We start from the raw sequence: 19,155 nt of genomic DNA on the forward strand, positions 1-19,155 counted from the left end.
TCTAAAAGATTTTTTTTAAAAAAAAATGCCTATCTCATGAAATGAGATAGACAAAAGATATTGCTTAATAATATATTAAGATTTTTAATTTTAAATAATATAATTTTTCAAAATTTTTAAAGTTTTTTTAAATAATTAATCTTTCCAACCTTTTGGAGCACTAACTAATTTTCTTAACATTAATTCTTGTATTTGTTTTGAATCAATAGTTTCATATTTTAATAATGCATTTTTCATAGCATGCAAAATATCTAAATTTTTTTCTAAAATTTTTCGTGCTCGTTGATAATTTATATCAATTAATAATTTAATTTCTTCATCTATAATATGAGTCGTTTCATTAGATAAATTATTAAATTTTGTAACGGATTTTCCTAAAAAAATTTCATTATTTTCTTTATGATATAATAAAGGACCCAAACGATTTGAAAAACCCCATTTAGTTACCATATTCCTCGCTAAATCAGTTGCCATTTTAATATCATTAGAAGAACCAGTAGAAATATTTTTTGAACCGTAAATAATTTCTTCTGCAAGTCTTCCACCATATAAAGTAGAAATTTTACTTTCTAGTTTTTGACGACTATAACTTAAAATATCTCTTTCAGGTAAAAATAAAGTAACACCCAAAGCCCGTCCTCTAGGAATAATAGTAACTTTATGTACCGCATCATGTTCAGGTACTAATTGACCTATAATAACATGTCCCGCTTCATGATAAGCTGTAGATTCCTTTTGAAGATCAGTCATAACTAATGATCTTCTTTCAATACCCATAGTAATTTTATCTTTTGCTTTTTCAAATTCATCCATAGAAACTACTATATTATTAAATCTAGCAGCTAACAAAGCAGCCTCATTTACTAAATTAGCTAAATCTGCACCTGAAAATCCTGGAGTACCTCGAGCTAAAATTCTCAATTTTACATCTTTAGAGAGAGGAATTTTTTTAATATGTAATTTTAATATTTCTTCTCGACCTCGAATATCTGGTAGAGAAACAACAACTTGACGATCAAATCTACCTGGTCTTAACAATGCAGGGTCCAATACATCTGGACGATTAGTTGCTGCTATTAAAATAATCCCTTCATTTCCTTCAAAACCATCCATTTCAACTAAAATTTGATTTAAAGTTTGTTCTCGTTCATCATGCCCCCCCCCTAAACCAGAACCTCTTTGACGTCCAACAGCATCTATTTCATCAATAAAAATAATACAAGGCGCATATTTACGAGAATTTTCAAACATATTACGAACTCGCGAAGCTCCTACACCAACAAACATTTCTACAAAATCAGAACCAGAAATTGTAAAAAAAGGAACTTTTGCTTCACCTGCAATAGCTTTTGCCAATAAAGTTTTTCCGGTACCTGGAGGTCCTACCATTAAAATTCCTTTAGGAATTTTCCCTCCTAACTTCTGAAAACGTTTAGGTTCTTTTAAATATTCTACTAACTCAGATACTTCTTCTTTAGCTTCATCACAACCAGCTACATCAGAAAAAGTAATTTTAATTTCATTTTTTGCTAACATTTTTGCTTTACTTTTTCCAAAAGATAAAATTCCTTTTCCTCCTCCTAATTTCATTTTTTTCATAAAAAAAATCCAAACACATATTAATAAAAACATTGGAAACCAAGACACGAAAATAGTAAAAAAAATATTAGGTTTTTTAGAAATTATTCCAACAATTTTAATTTTCTTTTTTAATAAAATATTTAATAAATTTGCATCATACATAGGTAAAAAAGTTATATATCTATTATTATTTTTTTTAACAACTTCTATTTTTCGACCATTAATACATACTTTTTTAATTTCATTATTTGTAACTTCTGATAAAAATTCAGAATAATGATTTATATCTATTTTAGATTTTTGAAAATTTATATTATGAAATATTGACATTAAAATAATAGTTATAAAAGACCATAACATTAAATTTTTTATAGTACCCTTCAAAAGAAATCCTCACATGACATCTATAAAAGAATTCATGAATTAAATTTTTCGTTGATTAGCCACAATAAAAACTTCTCGCGATTTTTTTCGTGAAGTTTTAAGTTTAAAAATTTTAACTATTAAAAAATATTTTTTAATATGCTGTATATAAAATTGAAATCCCACTCCTTGAAATAATTTAAAAATTAAATATCCTTTTTTAGATAATAATTTTATAGATATTGTTAAAACAATATCACATAAATTAAAAAAATTTTCATTATCAATAATTGTAAAACCACTAATATTAGGAGATATATCCGATGTTATAACATCACATTTTTTTTTTTTTAATAAAAAAACAATTTTTTCAATTAAAATAGTATTTTGAATATCTCCTAAAATAAAAAATACATTTGGTATTTTTTTCATTGGCAATCTATCACATGCAATAATTCTTCCTGTATTACCTATTTTTTTTTGAATATATTCAGACCATCCGCCAGGAGAAGAACCTAAATCTATAACACACATTCCTTTTTTAAAAATTTTTAAATTATTATCTAATTCCTGTAATTTAAACCACGCTCTAGAACGTAAATTCTTTTGATTTCTTTTTTGAATAAAAAAGTCTTTTAAAGAATTTTTATACCATTTTATTGATTTTAGACTATATTTTCTTTTAATCATTATTTTTAAAATTTATTTTTTTTTCATCTAATAAAATTTCCAATTTGATTTATTAAATATATTTAAAATTTTTTTAAAAAATTATAATGTAAATATTTTATTTATATAAAATTTTACTAAAAAATTAAAAAAAATTTTTATTTTTTTAAGAAAAAATTTGTTTTTTACAAAATATGTTTAATTTTTAAAATTTTATATTGAATTTCCCCTAAAGGTGTATTAATAACCACTACATCATTAATTTTTTTACGTATTAATCCTCGAGCCATAGGTGAATAAATAGAAATTGTATTTTTTTTAAAATTAGCTTCATCATCCCCAACAATTTGATAAGAATATTTTTTTTTTGTACATAATTTCATAATAGTAATTGTTACACCAAAAATTACAATACCAGTATATGGAATTTTTGTAATATCAATCACTGATGCTTTAGATAATTTACGAGTAATTTCAGAAATTCTTCCTTCACAAAAAAATTGCTCTTCACGAGCAGCATGATATTCAGCATTTTCTTTTAAATCTCCTAATTTACGAGCTTCTGAAATTGCTAAAATAATTTTTTTTCTTTTAACAAATTTTAAATCTGATAATTCTTTCTTTAATTGTAAAAAACCTTTTAATGTCATAGGAATATTTGAAATCACCTAATTTCCTTTTTAAATTATTATAAAAAATTTGAATTATATAAAATGTAAAGATTTTATTATTATATAAAAAAATATTTTATATTTAAGCTTTCTTATAAAATATTTTTTAATTATAATAAAAAAAATAAAATATTATATCAATTTCTCTAAAAAATCTGTAATATTAAAATATTAATAATATATATCTAATTTAAAATGATACTATAAAATCTTTTTTATTATTTTCTTAAAATATTATGAATACACAACATACAAAAATTAAAAAATTATTAAAAAAAAAATTATCTTTAAAAAAAATTATCATAAAAGGTTTTGAAAAAAATATTGAAATTATAGCGATAGGAGAAATTTTTTTAAATTTAAAAACAGTACAAAGAGAAAAAATTATTTATTTTCCATTAATGAAATATTTTCAAAATAATGATATACATTCAATTTGTATACAAACATATACATTACAAGAATGGAAAAAATATAAAAAAAATCATTATCTATAAAAATTTTATAAATTTCTTTTTAATTAAAATATTTCTAATAAGAAATATTCAATATATCAAAAAAATAAAAAAATTTTAATATTTTTTTAAAATAAATATAAAAAAATATTATTATAAAATAATTTTAACAAAAAATTTTCTCATGAGAAAAATTATGTATGCTATTTTAAAACATTATAATCAACAATATAAAGTTAAAATTGGACAAACAATTCGTTTAGAAAAAATTAATGAAAAAATAGGAAAAATAATATTTTTTAAAGAAATTTTATTAATTTCTATTAAAAATCATGTTTTTTTTGGAGATCCAATAATTAAAAAATCTTATATTTCCGGAAAAATTAAAAAACATGGTAAAAATAAAAAAATTAAAATTATAAAATTTAATAGAAGAAAACATTATAAAAAAACACAAGGGCATAGACAAAAATATACTGAAGTTTTAATAGAAAAAATTATTTATACTAAATAACGAGAAAATTTATGGCACACAAAAAAGCTGGCGGATCTACAAGAAATGGACGTGATTCTAAATCTAAAAGATTAGGTATTAAAAAATATGGAGGTGAATTCGTTAAAGCAGGAAATATTCTTATAAAACAAAGAGGTACTAAATTCCATGCTGGAAAAAATGTTAAATGCGGGAAAGATCACACTTTATTTGCTCTTATAAATGGAATCGTAAAATTTCAAAAAAAAGGAATTCCTCAAAAAAAATATATACATATTATGAAAAAATTTTAATTTTTTTTTAAAAAAATTTATATAAATATTTTTTTAAAGAACATAATATAAATTAAAAATTAAGATATACTTATGAAATTTATTGATATGGCAATTATTAATGTATCTTCAGGAAATGGAGGACATGGATGCATTAGTTTTAGAAGAGAAAAATATATTCCAAAAGGAGGTCCGGATGGTGGAAATGGAGGAAAAGGAGGAAATATTTGGATTACTGCAATTTCTAATATTAACACTTTAACAGATTATAAAAATAAAAAAAATTTTATAGCTTGTCACGGAAAAAATGGTAAAAATTCTCAACGTACTGGAAAAAAAGGAAAAGATATACTGTTAAAAGTTCCATTAGGTACACGTATCATAGATTTTTCTACAAAAATTATTTTAATAGATTTAATTCAAAAAAAAAAAAAATTTTTATTAGTAAAAGGAGGAAAACCGGGATTAGGAAATACATGTTTTAAAAATTCTATTAATCAAACTCCATATTTTCGAACTTTAGGACAAAAAGGAGAAACTAAAAAAATTTTATTAGAATTAATTTTAATAGCACATGTAGGTACAATAGGACTTCCAAATTCTGGAAAATCTACTTTTGTACAAGCAGTCTCAAATTCTAAAACTCCAATTAATAATTATCCTTTTACAACTTTACATCCATATTTAGGAACAGTATTTATTAATTCTAAAAATTCATTTATTTTAGCAGATATTCCAGGAATTTTAAAGGGAGCTTCAAAAGGTATTGGTCTAGGAGACAAATTTTTAAAACATTTAGAAAGATGTTTTCTTTTATTACATATTATTGATATTAATCAAAAAAATTTTAAAAAATGTTTCAAAAATATTAAAACTATTCATACAGAAATAAAAAAATTTAATAATATTTTAATAAATAAAAAAATATGGTTAATTTTTAACAAAATAGATCTTATAAAAAACGAAGAAAAATTTTTTTATTTTTTTAAAAAAATAAAAAAAAAATTTTATAATTATAGAACTTATTATATTTCATCAAAAAAAAAAATAGGCACTCAACGTTTGTGTCAAGATTTAAATATTTTTTTTAAAAAAAAAAATATGTTTTTCTAAATTTTTATAAATAAAATATAAAATATTTTTTAAATATCTTTATTTAAAAAATAAAATTTTTCTTATCAAATATTTTTTAATTTTCTTAAAAAATATATACTATACTAAAAAAATTTTATATTTTTATAAAAATAAGTTCCCCGGATAAAAATTTTTCCGGGTTTTTTATAAAATTTTAATTTATCTCTTCGAAAATTGTGGTTTTTTTCTAGATTTTCTTAAACCAAATTTTTTACGTTCTACACGTCGAGAATCACGAGTTACAAAACCTGCATCACGTAAATCTTTTCTTAAAGATATATCATATTGTATTAAAGCTTTTGTTATACCTTGACGTATAGCTCCAGCTTGACCAGAAATACCCCCTCCTTTAACTGTAATATAAAAATCAAAAAAATCTTTCATATTAATTAATACAAGAGGTTGTATGACAATCATACAAGATGTTTTACGACTAAAATATTTATTTAATATACATTTATTAATAAAAATTTTACCCGTTCCTTTTTTTAAAAAAACTCTTGCTGAAGAACTTTTTCTTCGTCCTGTTCCATAATTTAATATTTTAGACATAATATCCTTTATTTAAACAATTAATTTTAAAAATTTAAAAAAATTGGTTTTTGTGCCATATGAATATGTACATTCTTTGAAAAAATTTTTAATTTTTTAAATATACAACGACCTAAAATTCCTTTTGGTAACATCCCTCGTACAGATTTTTCAATAATTCGTTCCGGAAAATTTTGTAACATATCTTGAAAAGTACATTTTTTAATACCTCCTATATATCCTGTATGATGATAATAAATTTTATTTTTATATTTTTTACCACTAACCAAAATTTTTGATGCATTCAAAACAATAACATAATCTCCTACATCTATATTCGGTGTATATTCTGGTTTATTTTTACCTCTTAAATATTTTACTATTACTGTAGATAATCTACCTAAAATTTTATCTGTAGCGTCTATACAATACCACTTTTTTTGAATCATATTTTTTTTTGCAATATAACTTTTCATAAAACTCCTTATTAAAAATTATAAAAATATTTTTTCAAACATTTTAAAAATTTTTTTAATTCTATATTTTTTAAAAAAAAAATATGTTATTATAAAATTTTTATGTTTTTAAAAAAATTTTAAAAAATCTCACTTCATAAAATTTTATTTACTAAAAAATAAAAATCTTTAAAATAATATTTTTTTTTAAAAAAAATAATTTTTAACTTTTCAAAATTAAATTTAGGATTTATATATGAATACTACGCATTCATTAAAATTATATAGAAATGGAATCAATAATATTGATCATCAAATTTTAAAACTTTTATCACAAAGAGAAAAATTATCCATTAATATTGTATTAGAAAAAATTAAAAATAAAATTAATATATATGATCCAATTCGTGAAAAAGAATTGTTTTCTATTTTAGAAAAAAAAAGTAATTTATATAAATTAGATCCTATTTTTATAAAAAAATTATTTTTAATTATTATTCAAAATTCAGTTCTTCTACAAAAAAAATTTAAAACAGAAATAAAAAAAAAAAAAAAAATATGTAAATTATTAGGACCTGAAGGCTCATATTCACATATTGCATTTAACAAACTTTTAATTTCAAATACTGAAAATTTAATTCCAAAATTTTATAAAAGTTTTTCTGAAATAAATACTTCATTACAAGAAAAAAAAAATTTTTTATTATTACCATTAGAAAATAATATTACAGGAATTATTTCTGAAGTATATCAATTATTAAAAAAAAAAAAATTATATATTAAAAAAGAAATTTATCTTGAAATTAAACATTATTTGTTATCATATCAAAATTTATCATTTCATAAAATTCAACATATTTATAGTCATAAACAACCTTTTCTACAATGTTCAAAATTTTTAAAAAATTTTCCTACTTGGAAAAAATATTTTTGTAATAGCACCTCAGAAGCTATAAAAAAAACTTTTAAAAAAAAAAACTCAGTGGTTTTAGGTAATTATCTAGGTAAAAATTTATATAATTTATTTACATTATCCAAAAATATTTCTAATCAAAAAAAAAATATTACACGTTTTGTTTTTGTCACATCAAAAAAACCTTATTTTTTTTTAAAAAAAAAATTTAAAATTACTATAATGTTTCAATTATATAATTATAAACATAAAATAAATAAAATTTTAAATATACTTTCACAATATAAATGTATTGTTTTAAAATTATTAAGTAATTTACAAAACAAAAATATCTTAAAAAAAATATTTTTATTAGATTTACAAACATTTCAAATAAATCTAGATGTAAAAAAAATATTTTCTAAAATTAAAAAAATTACACATTCTTTTCAAATTCTAGGAACTTCTAAAATAAATTAAAAATTCTTTTAAAAAAATATTAATAATATATTTAAAAAATATAAAAAATAATTATATTTTTAAAAAATTTCTTAAATATATCTCAATATTTTTTAGAAAAAATGAGAAAAATATTATGTTTATCAATTTAAGTAAAAAATTTTCTAAAATTTTTCAAAATATTACTCAAAAAGGACGTTTAACAAAAAAAAATATAGAAAAAACTTTAAAAAAAGTACAATATATTTTATTAGAAGCTGATGTTTCAATTTCTGTAATTAAAAAATTAAGTGAAATTTTAAAAAAAAAAACAATTGGCAAAATAATTAATAAAAGTTTAACTCCAGGTCAAGAATTCTTAAATATTGTCCAAAAAGAATTAATTCAATTAATAGATTTTCCAAATAAAAATATTAATTTTAATACTAAACCTCCTGCTATATTTTTAATTGTAGGATTACAAGGATCAGGAAAAACTACTAGTGTAATTAAATTAGCAATGTTATTAACATCAAAATTTAAAAAAAAAGTTTCCGTAGTTTCTACTGATATTATTCGACCTGCTGCTATTGAACAATTAAGAATTCTAAGTCAAAACACAAATATTAATTTTATAAATAGTCTTACTTCCCAAACACCATTAGAAATTTCAAAAAATGCTATCGAATATTCAAAAAAAAAATTATTTGATATTTTAATTATTGATACTTCAGGACGTTTACATAATAACAAAAAAATGATGATAGAACTTCAAAATTTACAAAATTTTATTAAACCTATTGAAACTTTATTTGTTATTGATTCTATGACTGGTCAAGATGGAATCAATTTAATTAAAAATTTTAATAACTTTTTAAAAATCTCAGGTATCATTTTAACAAAATTAGACAGCGATCATAAAGGAGGTATTACATTATCTATTTCTCAACTAACTAACATTCCTATTAAACTAATTGGTAATGGAGAAAAAAAATTTGATATGGAATTTTTTTATCCTAAACGAATTATAAAAAGAATTTTAGGTATGGGAGATGTTTTTTCTTTAATTGAAGATTTAAAAAAAAAAATTAAAAAAACTACTGCGTTAAAATTAGAAAAAAAATTAAAAAAAGGAAAAAATTTTAATTTAAAAGATTTTTTAATACAAATTCAAGAAATTAAAAAAATAGGAGATCTGAACATCTTAAAAAATAAATTACCAATTAAATTTTTGACACAAAATCAAAACATTTACAATTTAAATGAAATTACTTTAAAAAAAATGGAAGCAATGATATTATCAATGACATCTTTAGAAAAAGAAGAACCTAAAATTTTAAATTATTCTAGAAAAAAAAGAATTTCTCTAGGATCTGGAATTCAAATACAAGAAATTAACAATTATCTAAAACAATTTAGAAATATTCAACGTTTTATGAAAAAAATAAACAAAAAAAATACTAATACAATTTTTCAGAATTTTAAAAATCTTTTTAAAAATTAAATTTTTTAAAATATATTTATAAATATTTAAAAAATTTAAATAAGGAAAAAACAATGATTAAAATTAGATTAGCACGTCATGGTTCAAAAAAAAGACCATTTTATAAAATTATTTTAACTGATGTACGATCAGCAAGAAATGGAAAATTTATTGAAAAATTAGGATTTTTTAATCCAATAGCAAACGGAAAAGAAAAAAAAATAAAATATAATTCAAAACGTATTCAATATTGGTTAAATATAGGTGCAAAAATGTCACAAAGAATAAAAACATTATTAAAAAAATATAAATAATATAAAATTCTCTATTAATAAAAATCTATGAATAAAAAAATTCTTATTGGAAAATTTGGTAAACCATATGGAGTTAAAGGATGGATAAAATTAATTTCATATACAACAATCTCAAAAAAAATATTACAATATTTTCCTTGGTATTTAATTTCAATAAAAAAAAAATATGTAAAATCAGATATAAAAATGCAACAAAATTATAAAAAAAAAATTATTATATTATTAAAAAATATACACAATCGTACTGAAATAGAATTTTTAAATAATCAAAAAATTTTTATTAATGAAAAAATTTTACCTACTTTAAAATATAATCAATATTATTGGAAAGATCTTTTAAATTGTCAAGTTTATAATAATATGAATATAAATATAGGTATAGTTACAAAAATTTTAAACAATACTATTCATGACATTTTAGTAATAAAAAAAATTTTTAAAAATTCTTCTAAAAAAACAATATTAATTCCTTTTATTTATCCAAATTATATAAAATCTGTAGATATTCTTAAAAAAAACATCATTATAAATCCAGTATTATAATATAAAACTTTTAAAAAATGTTTTCTAAGAAATATGATAAAATTTAAAATAATTACTATTTTTCCAGAAATGTTTTCTTCTTTTTTAAAATTTGGAATTTTAAAAAAAGCTATTAACACAAAAAAAATTCAAATAAATTTTTTTAATCCTCGAGAATACAGTCCTTATAAAAATAAAAAAATAGATCATAAAACTTATGGTGGTGGACCAGGTATGGTTTTAATGTTTTTACCATTATGGAATGCTTTACAAGCAGCAAAAAAAAATATTTTACAAAAAAATATTGTTATTTATCTTTCTCCACAAGGAAAAAAAATTACTCAAAAAAATATTCCATATTTATTTAAAAAAAAAAACATTATTTTAATTTGCGGAAGATATGAAGGAATTGATGAAAGATTTATTAAACATGCAATTCATGAAGAATGGTCTATTGGAGATTATATTCTTACTGGAGGAGAATTACCAGCTATGATTATAATAGACTTAATTACTCGTAACATACCTGGAGTTTTAAAAAAACCTCAAGTTTTAATTAAAGAATCTTTTTCACAAGGATTACTAGATTATTCTCATTATACTAAACCTCAAAAAATATATAATTTGTCTGTTCCTAAAATTTTACTTTCAGGAAACCATTTAAAAATTAAAAATTGGCGTACAAAAAATTCTCTAAAAAATACATGGAATAAACGACCTGAATTATTAAATACTAAAAAATATACAAAACAACAAAAAAAATATTTAAAAAATATAAAAAATAGAGATAAAATATGAAAAAAATTATACAAAATTTAGAAAAAAAAAAAATGAAAAAAAATGTTCCTATTTTTAAAACCGGAGACACTTTAGAAATTCAAATATGGGTTGTTGAAGGATCGAAAAAACGTTTACAATCTTTTGAAGGTATTGTTATAGCGAAAAGAAATCGATTATTACAATCTTCTTTTACAATACGTAAAATTTCACATGGAGAAGGTGTAGAAAGAGTCTTTAAAACTCATTCCCCAATCATTCATAATATCAAAATTTTACGTTTAGGAAACGTAAAAAGAGCTAAACTATATTATTTACGTAATCGAACAGGAAAATCAGCGCGTATCAAAGAATATTTAAAATAAAGTATATTTTAATAAATACAAAAATAAAATTATGCAGTCATAATATATTTTTTGACTGCACAAAAAAATTTTAAAAATTATACACCTCCAATAATTAACTTATCAATTTTAATTGTAGGTTGCCCTACACCAACCGGTACACTCTGTCCTTCTTTACTGCAAGTACCCACTCCATTATCTAATTCTAAATCATTACCTATCATAGAAATTAGATTCATTGTATGAGAACCAGATCCACTAAACATAGCCCCTTTAAGAGCATAACCCACTTTTCCTTTTTGAATAATATAAGCTTCTGAAGCTTCAAAAACAAAATTTCCTGAAGTAATATCTACTTGTCCTCCAGAAAAATTCACAGCATAAATTCCATAATCTATACTTTCAATCATTTCTTTTATATTTGAATCACCAGCCGATAAAAAAGTATTAGTCATTCGAGGAAGAGGTAAAAAAGCATATGATTCTCGTCTTCCATTACCTGTACTAATTTTATTCATTAAAAAAGCATTATATTTATCATATAAGAAATTTAACAAAATTCCATTTTGAATTAAAACTGTTCTTTGACTACATGTTCCTTCATCATCAATATTAAAAGATCCTCGCTTATTTTTTAAAGTTCCATCATCAATTACAGTGCATAAGGAAGAAGCTATTTTTTCTCCTTTTTTTTTTGTAAAAATAGAAGTTTTCTTACGTATGAAATCACTTTCTAAACCATGACCTACTGCTTCATGTAATAAAATTCCAGGCCATCCAGATCCTAAAACTACCGGAAAAGTACCTGAAGGAGATATTTTAGCATGTAAAGCTAATAAAGCTATTCTTACAGCTTCTCGAGCCCAAAATTCACTACGAATCTCTCCGTTTAGATTTTTTTCAAAAAAATAATTAATATCAGAACGTTTACCACCACCACAATTACCTTTTTCTCGTTTTCCGTTTTCTTCAACTATAACTGTAATTGATAAATTAACCAAAATACGAATATCACCTAATAATTTAAAAACATCTGTAGATGCTATTAAAATATTTTCATACTCTGAAGTTAATATAATTGTTACATCTACAACTCTTGCATCTATTTTACGAATTTTTTTGTCTAAACAATATAAAAATTCTATTTTTTTTTTAATATCTAAATTTTTTAAAGGATTTTCAAAATTAGAACAAGGAAAAAAATTTTTTTTATTTTTTATATATAAAAAATTTTTATAAAATTTTTGAGGAATTATTAAACAAGAAATTTCTAAAATTTTAAATAAATTTTTTAAATTAATTTCAGTAGAATACGAAAAACCTGTCATATTTTGATGTATAACTCGAATCCCAAAACCAGAATCTTTAAAAAAATAACCTTGTTTAATAATTTTTTTATCTAATATAAAAACTTCTATTTCTTTATTTTGAAAAAAAATATCACCAAAATCAAATTTTTTAAATAAAATAATCTCTAAAATATTAAAAATTTCTTCTATCTTAATTTTATTTTTAATTAATAAAGTATTACATATAAGTTCTAACATAACTCACCATATCTTCTAAAAAATTTTTATAAAATTAAATTTTTATTATATTAAAATTATAAAAAAAATTTTTTTTATATAGATTAACTAAATTATTTCTATTATACTTTAAAATATAAAAAATATTTTATAAAAAATTTTCTAATTAAAAAAAGTGAAAATAATTATGGAAACAAAAATTAAAAAATTAAAAATTTTATTACTTAATGGACCTAATTTAAATTTATTAGGAACTCGTGAAATTAAAATTTATGGAACAACAAAATTTGATAAATTAATTTATAATCTAAAAAAAAAAGCTAAAAAATTTAATACAATCTTATTAGATTATCAATCTAATGCAGAACATAAATTAATTAAAAAAATTCATCAAAGTAAAATACTTAAAATAAAATATATTTTATTTAATCCTGGTGCATTTGCGCATACAAGTATTGCATTACGTGATGCACTTTTAGCAATTAATATTCCATTTCTTGAAATACATATTACTAATATTTTTGCACGTGAAGAATTTAGAGCTCATTCTTGGATTTCAGATATTTCTAGTGGTGTTATTACAGGATTAGGTACTGATGGATATTTTTGGGCTTTAAAAACAGCCATTAAAAGACTACAAAAATAATTTTTTGTATAATTTTTTATAAAAAATTTAAAAATAACCATTATTATATAAAGAATTTATTATAGTTATAAAATCTTTAGGAGGTTTTTTTTCAAATTGTAAAATTTCTTTTGTAATAGGATGACGAAATTTTAAAAAACTAGCATGTAAAATTTGTCTAGAACATTTTTTTAAAATTTTTTGTAAAGAAATAGAATTACAAGATTTAATTTTTTGAATATTTATTTTTTTATTAAAATTATATAATGGATCACCTAAAATTGGATGTTGAATAGATTCTAAATGCACACGAATTTGATGAGTTCTTCCAGTTTCTAATTTAATTCGCAAATGTGTAAATTCTTTAAAAATACAAATTACAAAATAATGTGTAATAGCAATTTTTCCACCTGAATGTATCATCATTTTAGTATGATAACGGATATGTCTTTTTATAGGTTTATTAATACTATTATTAAAAAAAATTTGTCCAAAAACAATTGCATCATATTCACGAATAATTTCTCTATTTTTTAATAAATTTATAAAATAATTATATGCAATTAAATTTTTAGCAACAATTAATAATCCTGTAGTATTTTTATCTAAACGATGTATGATTCCAGCTCTCGGAAGAGAATAATTTTGAGGATAATAATATAAAATCGCATTCAAAAGCGTTCCATACAAATTTTTAATTCCAGGATGCACTACAAAATTAGAAAATTTATTTACTATGAAAAAAGAAATATCTTCATATATAATATCTATAAAAATTTTTTCTTTTTTCCAAAAAAAAATTTTTTCTTTAATTCTTTTTAAACTAATAATATCTGTTTTTAAAATTTTTTTTTTGCAGAAAAAACAATTTTTCCATTCACCCTAACTAATTTTTTTTTTATTAATTTTGATAAAAATGTACGAGAATTCTGAGGAAATAAAAGTACTAAAAAACAATCCAATCTACGTTTTAAAACAAATAAATAATTTCCAGAAAAATGTAAATACGTCATAAATTTTATATCCTATATATTATATAATTTTTTTTAAAAAAAATATTAATTTGTAAAATTAAAATTTTACTATAAATAACTATAAAATTTTCTAAAAAAATATTCTTCTTAAAAAGAAAATATATAAAAAAATTATTATTTTTTAAGATATTATTTTTTAAAAAAAATATAAAAATGTATAATTAAAAGAAAAATATAATTTTAACAAAAATTTTATATAATCTCAATCTATTATATATAATTATCTTTTTAGGAATGTTTATGAAATCCTCTATCTCACAAATTCGAAAAAAATTTTTAAAATTTTTTAAAAAAAAAAAACATAAAATTTTACCAGGAAGTTCCATTATACCAGAAAATGATAAAACTTTACTATTTACAAATGCTGGTATGAATCAATTCAAAAATTTTTATTTAGGTTCTCAAATTCCAACTTATAAAAGAATAACTACTACACAATATTGTATTCGTACTGGAGGGAAAAATGATGATTTAAATAAAATTGGCTATAGTAATTTTCATCATACATTGTTTGAAATGTTAGGAAATTTTAGTTTTGGGAATTATTCTAAAAAAAAAGCTATTATTTATGCCTGGACTCTATTAACAAAAAAAAAATGGTTTAATTTATCTAAAAAAAAAATAGTAATCACATATTATAAACATGACAAAAAAACTTTAGACATTTGGTTAAATGTTATTAAAATTAATAAAAAACAAATTATCTCTATTGACGATCAAGAACATAAAAAATATTTTTCAGATAATTTTTGGAGCATGGGAGAAACAGGACCTTGTGGACCTTGTACTGAAATTTTTTATCAATTAAAATCATATAACTCTAAAAATATATATCCTACTGTTAAAAATTTAAAAAAATATTATGTCGAAATTTGGAATTTAGTTTTTTTACAATTTAATCGTTCTCTCGAAGGTAAATTATTTAAATTACCTTATTCAGCTATTGATACAGGTATGGGCATTGAAAGAATAGCAGCTATTTTACAAAAAGTAAATTCTAGTTATAAAATAAAAGAATATATAATATTAATAAAATCAATTGCAAATAAATTAAAAATTTCTCTAAATAATAAAAAACTTTTAAAAATTCTTTCTGATCATATTCGAACTACTGTTTTTCTATTAAATGAAAAATTATATCCTAGCAATGAAGGACAAGGATATGTACTCCGAAGAATAATTCGAAGAGCCTTAAGTCATGGATATTGTAAAAAATTAAAAACCCCTTTTTTTTATAAACTAATCAAATATGGTATAAAAAATTTAAATTTAAAAAATTCTTATTTAAACATTCATGAAAATTATTTAAAAACAAAAAAAATTTTAAAAAAAGAAGAAAAAAAATTTTTTTTAATTTTAAATAAAAGTATGAAAATTCTATTAAAAGAAATAAAAATTTCTAAAAATTCTCAAATATGTGGAAAAAAAATATTTTATTTAAATGATACATTAGGATTACCTATTGAAATTTCTAAAGATATTTGCCAAAAGAATAATATTACTATAAATTTTCAAGAATTTACAAAAGAACAACAAACACAAAAAATAAAACAAAAAAAAAAACTAAAGAATTATAAAAATATTTTAATCCAAGAAAATTTTATTAATATTAAACATTCTACAATTTTTTCTGGATATACAAAAAGCGAAACAACATCTAAAATTTTACAAATTATTTCAAATAATATATCTATTAAAAAAATTAAAAAAGGAATGGAAGGTATTTTAATACTAGATGAAACACCATTTTTTAGTGAATCAGGAGGTCAAATTGGAGATTCAGGAATTATTAAAAATAATAATTCAATCTTTCTTGTAAAAACAACAAAAAAATATCTAAATTTTATAGGACATATAGGAATTGTAAGTGTTGGAAATTTCCAAATTCAAAATACTATATTAGCAAAAATTGATACTAAAAAAAGATTTTCTATTCAATCAAATCATACAGCCACACATTTATTACAAGCAACATTACAAATTTTATTAAATAAAAATATTATTCAAAAAGGTTCATATATTAATGAAAAATATTTTAGATTTGATTTTAAATATACAAAAAAAATTAAACAAAAAAAAATAAATGAAATTGAACTTTTAATTAATCAAAAAATACAAAAAAATATTAATATTACTAGTACGATTACTGATTTTAAAAAAATAAAAAAAAAAAAAATAATAGCTTTATTTAAAAATAAATATAAAAAAAAAGTAAGAATAATAAATATTAAAAATTTTTCAAAAGAATTATGTGGAGGAACACATCAAAAAAATACAGGAAACATAGGATTATTTAAAATTTTATTAATTAAAAAAATAGGCTTTGAAATACAACGCATAGAAGCCTGTACAGGAATACAAGCAATTTTAGAAATACAAAAAAAAAATATACAAGAAATTAAAATATCAAAATTATTAAACACTACACCTCAAAATTTATTACAAAATGTAAAAAATTTAATAAAAAAAAATATTATTTTAATTAAAAAAAATAATTATTTAAACTTACAATATTTAAATAATTTATCTAAAAAAATTATAAAACATCAAAAAATTATAAAAAATATTTCTATAATTATTTATACCTTACAAAATAAAAATTATAATACTTTAAAAGAATTAATACAAAAAATACAACAAAAAAAAAAAAATAATATTATTATATTATTTTATCCTCAAAAAAATAATACTAATTTTATTATATATTTTAAAAAAAATACTTTAAAAAATTTTAGTGCAAAAAAAATTATGAAAAAATTATTTACCTTGAAATCCGGAAAAGGAGGCGGTAATTCTGAATTTATGACAGGTATCTTAAATACACAAAAAAATATTTATATTATTCAAAATTTACTAAAAAATTGGATATATAAAAAATTATTTAAACAGTATGAATAAAAAAATTCTTAAAAATATTAAATAATTTAAAAAAATATTAAAATTTTTTTTAAGGAGTAATAAATGCTTATTTTGACTCGACGTATTGGAGAAACAGTAATAATTGGTGATGAAATTACAATGACAATATTAGGTATTAAAGGAAATCAAGTAAGAATAGGAGTTAATGCTCCAAAAAACATTTCAGTACATCGTGAAGAAATTTATTTAAGAATTCAAAAAGAAAAAAAAATTTCTATTTATTAAATTTTTTATATTTTTATTTTTTTTTAAAAATAAAAAATATTTGACTTGTATTTAAAAAAAAAGTAAAATAATATATTAAAAATTATTTTATAAAAAAATTTTTAGGTGAGATGGCTGAGTGGTTAAAGGCGTTCCCCTGCTAAGGGAATATACAAGAAATTGTATCGAGGGTTCAAATCCCTCTCTCACCGATAAAATAAATATAAAAATTTATGCATCCGTAGCTTAGCTGGATAGAGCACTCGGCTACGAACCGGGAGGTCGGAGGTTCAAATCCTTCCGGATGCATTTTTATATTTTTTTTTAAAAAAAAAATAAATATATTTTTTTTAAAAAAAAATATATTTTTAATAAATTTAAAAAATTAATCAATAAAAAATTTATTAATCCAATTTTAAAGTATTATCAATAGAATTATTTAAAGTTATAATTTTTTCATTTAAATTTTGTAAATATTTTTCTATTTTTTTTTTTTCTAATATTAATTCATGACAAATATTTAATGCTGTTATAAATACTAATTGCTCTGTATTTGAAACATGAGTTTTATTTTTTAAATCATTTAATCGTTTGTTTAAATCATTTGCTGCTTCTTTTAATTCTTTTCCATTATTATTTGGGCAATTTACTTTTAAAAAACGACCAAAAATTTCTATATCAATAGTTTTAATAGACACAATATTTTCCTTCATGATAAAAAAATTAAAAAATATCATTTTTTAAAAATTTTTTAATCCAAATTTAAAACAAAATTTTTTATCAAAAAAAAATTAATATAAAACTTTAAAAAATTTAGTACCTGAAATTAATAAAACATCTGCTTTTCGAATACTAAATAATCCTACTGTTACAATTCCAGAAATATTATTAAGAAATTTTTCTAATTGACTAGGATAATTTAAATTTAAATTATATACATCAATAATATAATTTCCATTATCAGTAATAAAATTTTTGCGAAATTTAGGGGTACCACCTATTTTTATCAATTCATAAGAAACATATTTCAACGCAATAGGAATTACTTCAATTGGAACAGGAAAATTTCCTAATTTTTTCACATACTTAGTTTCATCTACAATACATAAAAATTTTTTAGAAAAAGAAGAAATAATTTTTTCACGAGTTAAAGCGCCACCACCACCTTTAATCATTTCTAAATTTTCATTAATTTCATCTGCACTATCAATATAAATTTCTAATTTATTAATTTCATTTAAATCAAATATTTTAATATTCATACGTTTTAAAAAATTTGAAGACTCTACTGAACTTGAAACAGCACCTCTAATAGAAAATCCAAGATTCCTTAAAGAATGTATAAAATATTTTATTGTGGAACCTGAACCGACGCCAATAATAACATCTTCAGAAATATATTTTAATGCATATTCAGCAACTTTTTTTTTTAAAATTTCTGACATTAAAATAC

23 protein-coding genes and 2 tRNA genes are annotated in these 19,155 nt (G+C 20.0%); 15 read left to right on the plus strand and 10 right to left on the minus strand.

The window, feature by feature from the left end:
• Nucleotides 1–135 precede the first annotated feature (135 nt).
• The 3 genes from ftsH to greA form a co-directional block, all read right to left on the minus strand.
• The gene (ftsH, locus tag RJT25_RS01260) at nucleotides 136–1,941 is read right to left on the minus strand and encodes an ATP-dependent zinc metalloprotease FtsH (RefSeq protein WP_343126717.1); all 1,806 of its coding nucleotides are present in this window, start codon (nucleotides 1,939–1,941) and stop codon (nucleotides 136–138) included.
• Nucleotides 1,942–2,004: 63 nt separating this feature from the next.
• Complete coding sequence (locus RJT25_RS01265) at nucleotides 2,005–2,634, minus strand: RlmE family RNA methyltransferase (RefSeq protein WP_343126416.1); 630 nt, start codon at nucleotides 2,632–2,634, stop codon at nucleotides 2,005–2,007.
• 164 nt (nucleotides 2,635–2,798) lie between these two features.
• Complete coding sequence (greA, locus tag RJT25_RS01270; protein ID WP_343126718.1) at nucleotides 2,799–3,278, minus strand: transcription elongation factor GreA; 480 nt, start codon at nucleotides 3,276–3,278, stop codon at nucleotides 2,799–2,801.
• 242 nt (nucleotides 3,279–3,520) lie between these two features.
• Between greA and RJT25_RS01275 the strand changes: the two genes are divergently transcribed.
• The 4 genes from RJT25_RS01275 to cgtA all read left to right on the plus strand — a co-directional run bounded on the left by RJT25_RS01275 (nucleotide 3,521) and on the right by cgtA (nucleotide 5,617).
• Entirely contained in the window at nucleotides 3,521–3,781 is a 261-nt protein-coding gene (locus RJT25_RS01275) for a BolA family transcriptional regulator (protein WP_343126417.1), read from the plus strand.
• A 154-nt stretch (nucleotides 3,782–3,935) separates the two neighbouring features.
• Nucleotides 3,936–4,253 (plus strand): 50S ribosomal protein L21, encoded by a 318-nt coding sequence (gene rplU / locus RJT25_RS01280; RefSeq protein ID WP_343126418.1) that lies wholly within the window; start codon nucleotides 3,936–3,938, stop codon nucleotides 4,251–4,253.
• Between the two features lie 11 nt (nucleotides 4,254–4,264).
• On the plus strand, nucleotides 4,265–4,525 hold the full coding sequence (gene rpmA / locus RJT25_RS01285; RefSeq protein WP_343126419.1) for a 50S ribosomal protein L27: 261 nt from the start codon (nucleotides 4,265–4,267) through the stop codon (nucleotides 4,523–4,525).
• A 72-nt stretch (nucleotides 4,526–4,597) separates the two neighbouring features.
• On the plus strand, nucleotides 4,598–5,617 hold the full coding sequence (gene cgtA / locus RJT25_RS01290; protein ID WP_343126420.1) for an Obg family GTPase CgtA: 1,020 nt from the start codon (nucleotides 4,598–4,600) through the stop codon (nucleotides 5,615–5,617).
• 180 nt (nucleotides 5,618–5,797) lie between these two features.
• On the opposite strand, the gene rpsI is transcribed toward cgtA, so the two are convergent.
• Together rpsI and rplM are read right to left on the minus strand one after the other, a co-directional pair.
• A complete protein-coding gene (gene rpsI, locus RJT25_RS01295) occupies nucleotides 5,798–6,190 on the minus strand; it encodes a 30S ribosomal protein S9 (RefSeq protein ID WP_343126421.1) in 393 nt (130 codons plus the stop codon).
• Between the two features lie 26 nt (nucleotides 6,191–6,216).
• Nucleotides 6,217–6,645 carry a 50S ribosomal protein L13 gene (gene rplM / locus RJT25_RS01300; protein WP_343126422.1) on the minus strand — a complete coding sequence of 143 codons (429 nt, stop codon included), beginning with the start codon at nucleotides 6,643–6,645 and terminating at the stop codon, nucleotides 6,217–6,219.
• Between the two features lie 235 nt (nucleotides 6,646–6,880).
• On the opposite strand from rplM, the gene RJT25_RS01305 reads away from it, so the two are divergent.
• The 6 genes from RJT25_RS01305 to rplS all read left to right on the plus strand — a co-directional run bounded on the left by RJT25_RS01305 (nucleotide 6,881) and on the right by rplS (nucleotide 11,415).
• Nucleotides 6,881–7,996 carry a prephenate dehydratase domain-containing protein gene (locus tag RJT25_RS01305; protein WP_343126423.1) on the plus strand — a complete coding sequence of 372 codons (1,116 nt, stop codon included), beginning with the start codon at nucleotides 6,881–6,883 and terminating at the stop codon, nucleotides 7,994–7,996.
• A gap of 115 nt (nucleotides 7,997–8,111) precedes the next feature.
• Nucleotides 8,112–9,458, plus strand: a complete 1,347-nt coding sequence (locus RJT25_RS01310; RefSeq protein ID WP_343126424.1) for a signal recognition particle protein — start codon at nucleotides 8,112–8,114, stop codon at nucleotides 9,456–9,458.
• A 53-nt stretch (nucleotides 9,459–9,511) separates the two neighbouring features.
• Nucleotides 9,512–9,751, plus strand: a complete 240-nt coding sequence (rpsP, locus tag RJT25_RS01315) for a 30S ribosomal protein S16 (RefSeq protein WP_343126425.1) — start codon at nucleotides 9,512–9,514, stop codon at nucleotides 9,749–9,751.
• Nucleotides 9,752–9,778: 27 nt separating this feature from the next.
• Nucleotides 9,779–10,294, plus strand: a complete 516-nt coding sequence (gene rimM / locus RJT25_RS01320) for a ribosome maturation factor RimM (protein WP_343126426.1) — start codon at nucleotides 9,779–9,781, stop codon at nucleotides 10,292–10,294.
• A 33-nt stretch (nucleotides 10,295–10,327) separates the two neighbouring features.
• Nucleotides 10,328–11,071, plus strand: a complete 744-nt coding sequence (gene trmD, locus RJT25_RS01325) for a tRNA (guanosine(37)-N1)-methyltransferase TrmD (RefSeq protein WP_343126427.1) — start codon at nucleotides 10,328–10,330, stop codon at nucleotides 11,069–11,071.
• Nucleotides 11,068–11,415 (plus strand): 50S ribosomal protein L19, encoded by a 348-nt coding sequence (gene rplS, locus RJT25_RS01330; RefSeq protein ID WP_343126428.1) that lies wholly within the window; start codon nucleotides 11,068–11,070, stop codon nucleotides 11,413–11,415. The genes trmD and rplS overlap by 4 nt, the downstream gene beginning before the upstream one ends.
• 77 nt (nucleotides 11,416–11,492) lie before the next feature.
• On the opposite strand, the gene tldD is transcribed toward rplS, so the two are convergent.
• Nucleotides 11,493–12,941, minus strand: a complete 1,449-nt coding sequence (gene tldD, locus RJT25_RS01335) for a metalloprotease TldD (protein ID WP_343126429.1) — start codon at nucleotides 12,939–12,941, stop codon at nucleotides 11,493–11,495.
• A gap of 166 nt (nucleotides 12,942–13,107) precedes the next feature.
• Here tldD and RJT25_RS01340 point away from each other — a divergent pair, with 166 nt between their 5' ends.
• Nucleotides 13,108–13,566, plus strand: a complete 459-nt coding sequence (locus RJT25_RS01340) for a type II 3-dehydroquinate dehydratase (protein ID WP_343126430.1) — start codon at nucleotides 13,108–13,110, stop codon at nucleotides 13,564–13,566.
• A gap of 27 nt (nucleotides 13,567–13,593) precedes the next feature.
• On the opposite strand, the gene RJT25_RS01345 is transcribed toward RJT25_RS01340, so the two are convergent.
• Together RJT25_RS01345 and RJT25_RS01350 are read right to left on the minus strand one after the other, a co-directional pair.
• Complete coding sequence (locus tag RJT25_RS01345; protein WP_343126719.1) at nucleotides 13,594–14,391, minus strand: RluA family pseudouridine synthase; 798 nt, start codon at nucleotides 14,389–14,391, stop codon at nucleotides 13,594–13,596.
• Nucleotides 14,385–14,558, minus strand: coding sequence for a S4 domain-containing protein (locus RJT25_RS01350; RefSeq protein ID WP_343126431.1), 174 nt, complete (start codon nucleotides 14,556–14,558; stop codon nucleotides 14,385–14,387). The genes RJT25_RS01345 and RJT25_RS01350 overlap by 7 nt, the downstream gene beginning before the upstream one ends.
• A 261-nt stretch (nucleotides 14,559–14,819) precedes the next feature.
• Between RJT25_RS01350 and alaS the strand changes: the two genes are divergently transcribed.
• The 4 genes from alaS to RJT25_RS01370 all read left to right on the plus strand — a co-directional run bounded on the left by alaS (nucleotide 14,820) and on the right by RJT25_RS01370 (nucleotide 18,011).
• Nucleotides 14,820–17,477: an alanine--tRNA ligase gene (gene alaS, locus RJT25_RS01355; protein WP_343126432.1), complete on the plus strand. Its 2,658-nt coding sequence runs from the start codon at nucleotides 14,820–14,822 to the stop codon at nucleotides 17,475–17,477.
• Between the two features lie 63 nt (nucleotides 17,478–17,540).
• On the plus strand, nucleotides 17,541–17,723 hold the full coding sequence (csrA, locus tag RJT25_RS01360) for a carbon storage regulator CsrA (protein ID WP_343126433.1): 183 nt from the start codon (nucleotides 17,541–17,543) through the stop codon (nucleotides 17,721–17,723).
• A gap of 104 nt (nucleotides 17,724–17,827) precedes the next feature.
• Nucleotides 17,828–17,914 (plus strand) — tRNA-Ser (locus RJT25_RS01365).
• Between the two features lie 23 nt (nucleotides 17,915–17,937).
• Nucleotides 17,938–18,011 (plus strand) — tRNA-Arg (locus RJT25_RS01370).
• 95 nt (nucleotides 18,012–18,106) lie between these two features.
• On the opposite strand, the gene zapA is transcribed toward RJT25_RS01370, so the two are convergent.
• Together zapA and rpiA are read right to left on the minus strand one after the other, a co-directional pair.
• The gene (gene zapA, locus RJT25_RS01375; protein WP_343126434.1) at nucleotides 18,107–18,400 is read right to left on the minus strand and encodes a cell division protein ZapA; all 294 of its coding nucleotides are present in this window, start codon (nucleotides 18,398–18,400) and stop codon (nucleotides 18,107–18,109) included.
• A gap of 93 nt (nucleotides 18,401–18,493) precedes the next feature.
• On the minus strand, nucleotides 18,494–19,147 hold the full coding sequence (rpiA, locus tag RJT25_RS01380) for a ribose-5-phosphate isomerase RpiA (RefSeq protein WP_343126435.1): 654 nt from the start codon (nucleotides 19,145–19,147) through the stop codon (nucleotides 18,494–18,496).
• Nucleotides 19,148–19,155 lie beyond the last annotated feature (8 nt).

Source organism: Buchnera aphidicola (Nippolachnus piri) (genome assembly GCF_039383305.1).
Taxonomy (GTDB): domain Bacteria; phylum Pseudomonadota; class Gammaproteobacteria; order Enterobacterales; family Enterobacteriaceae; genus Buchnera_F; species Buchnera_F aphidicola_AZ.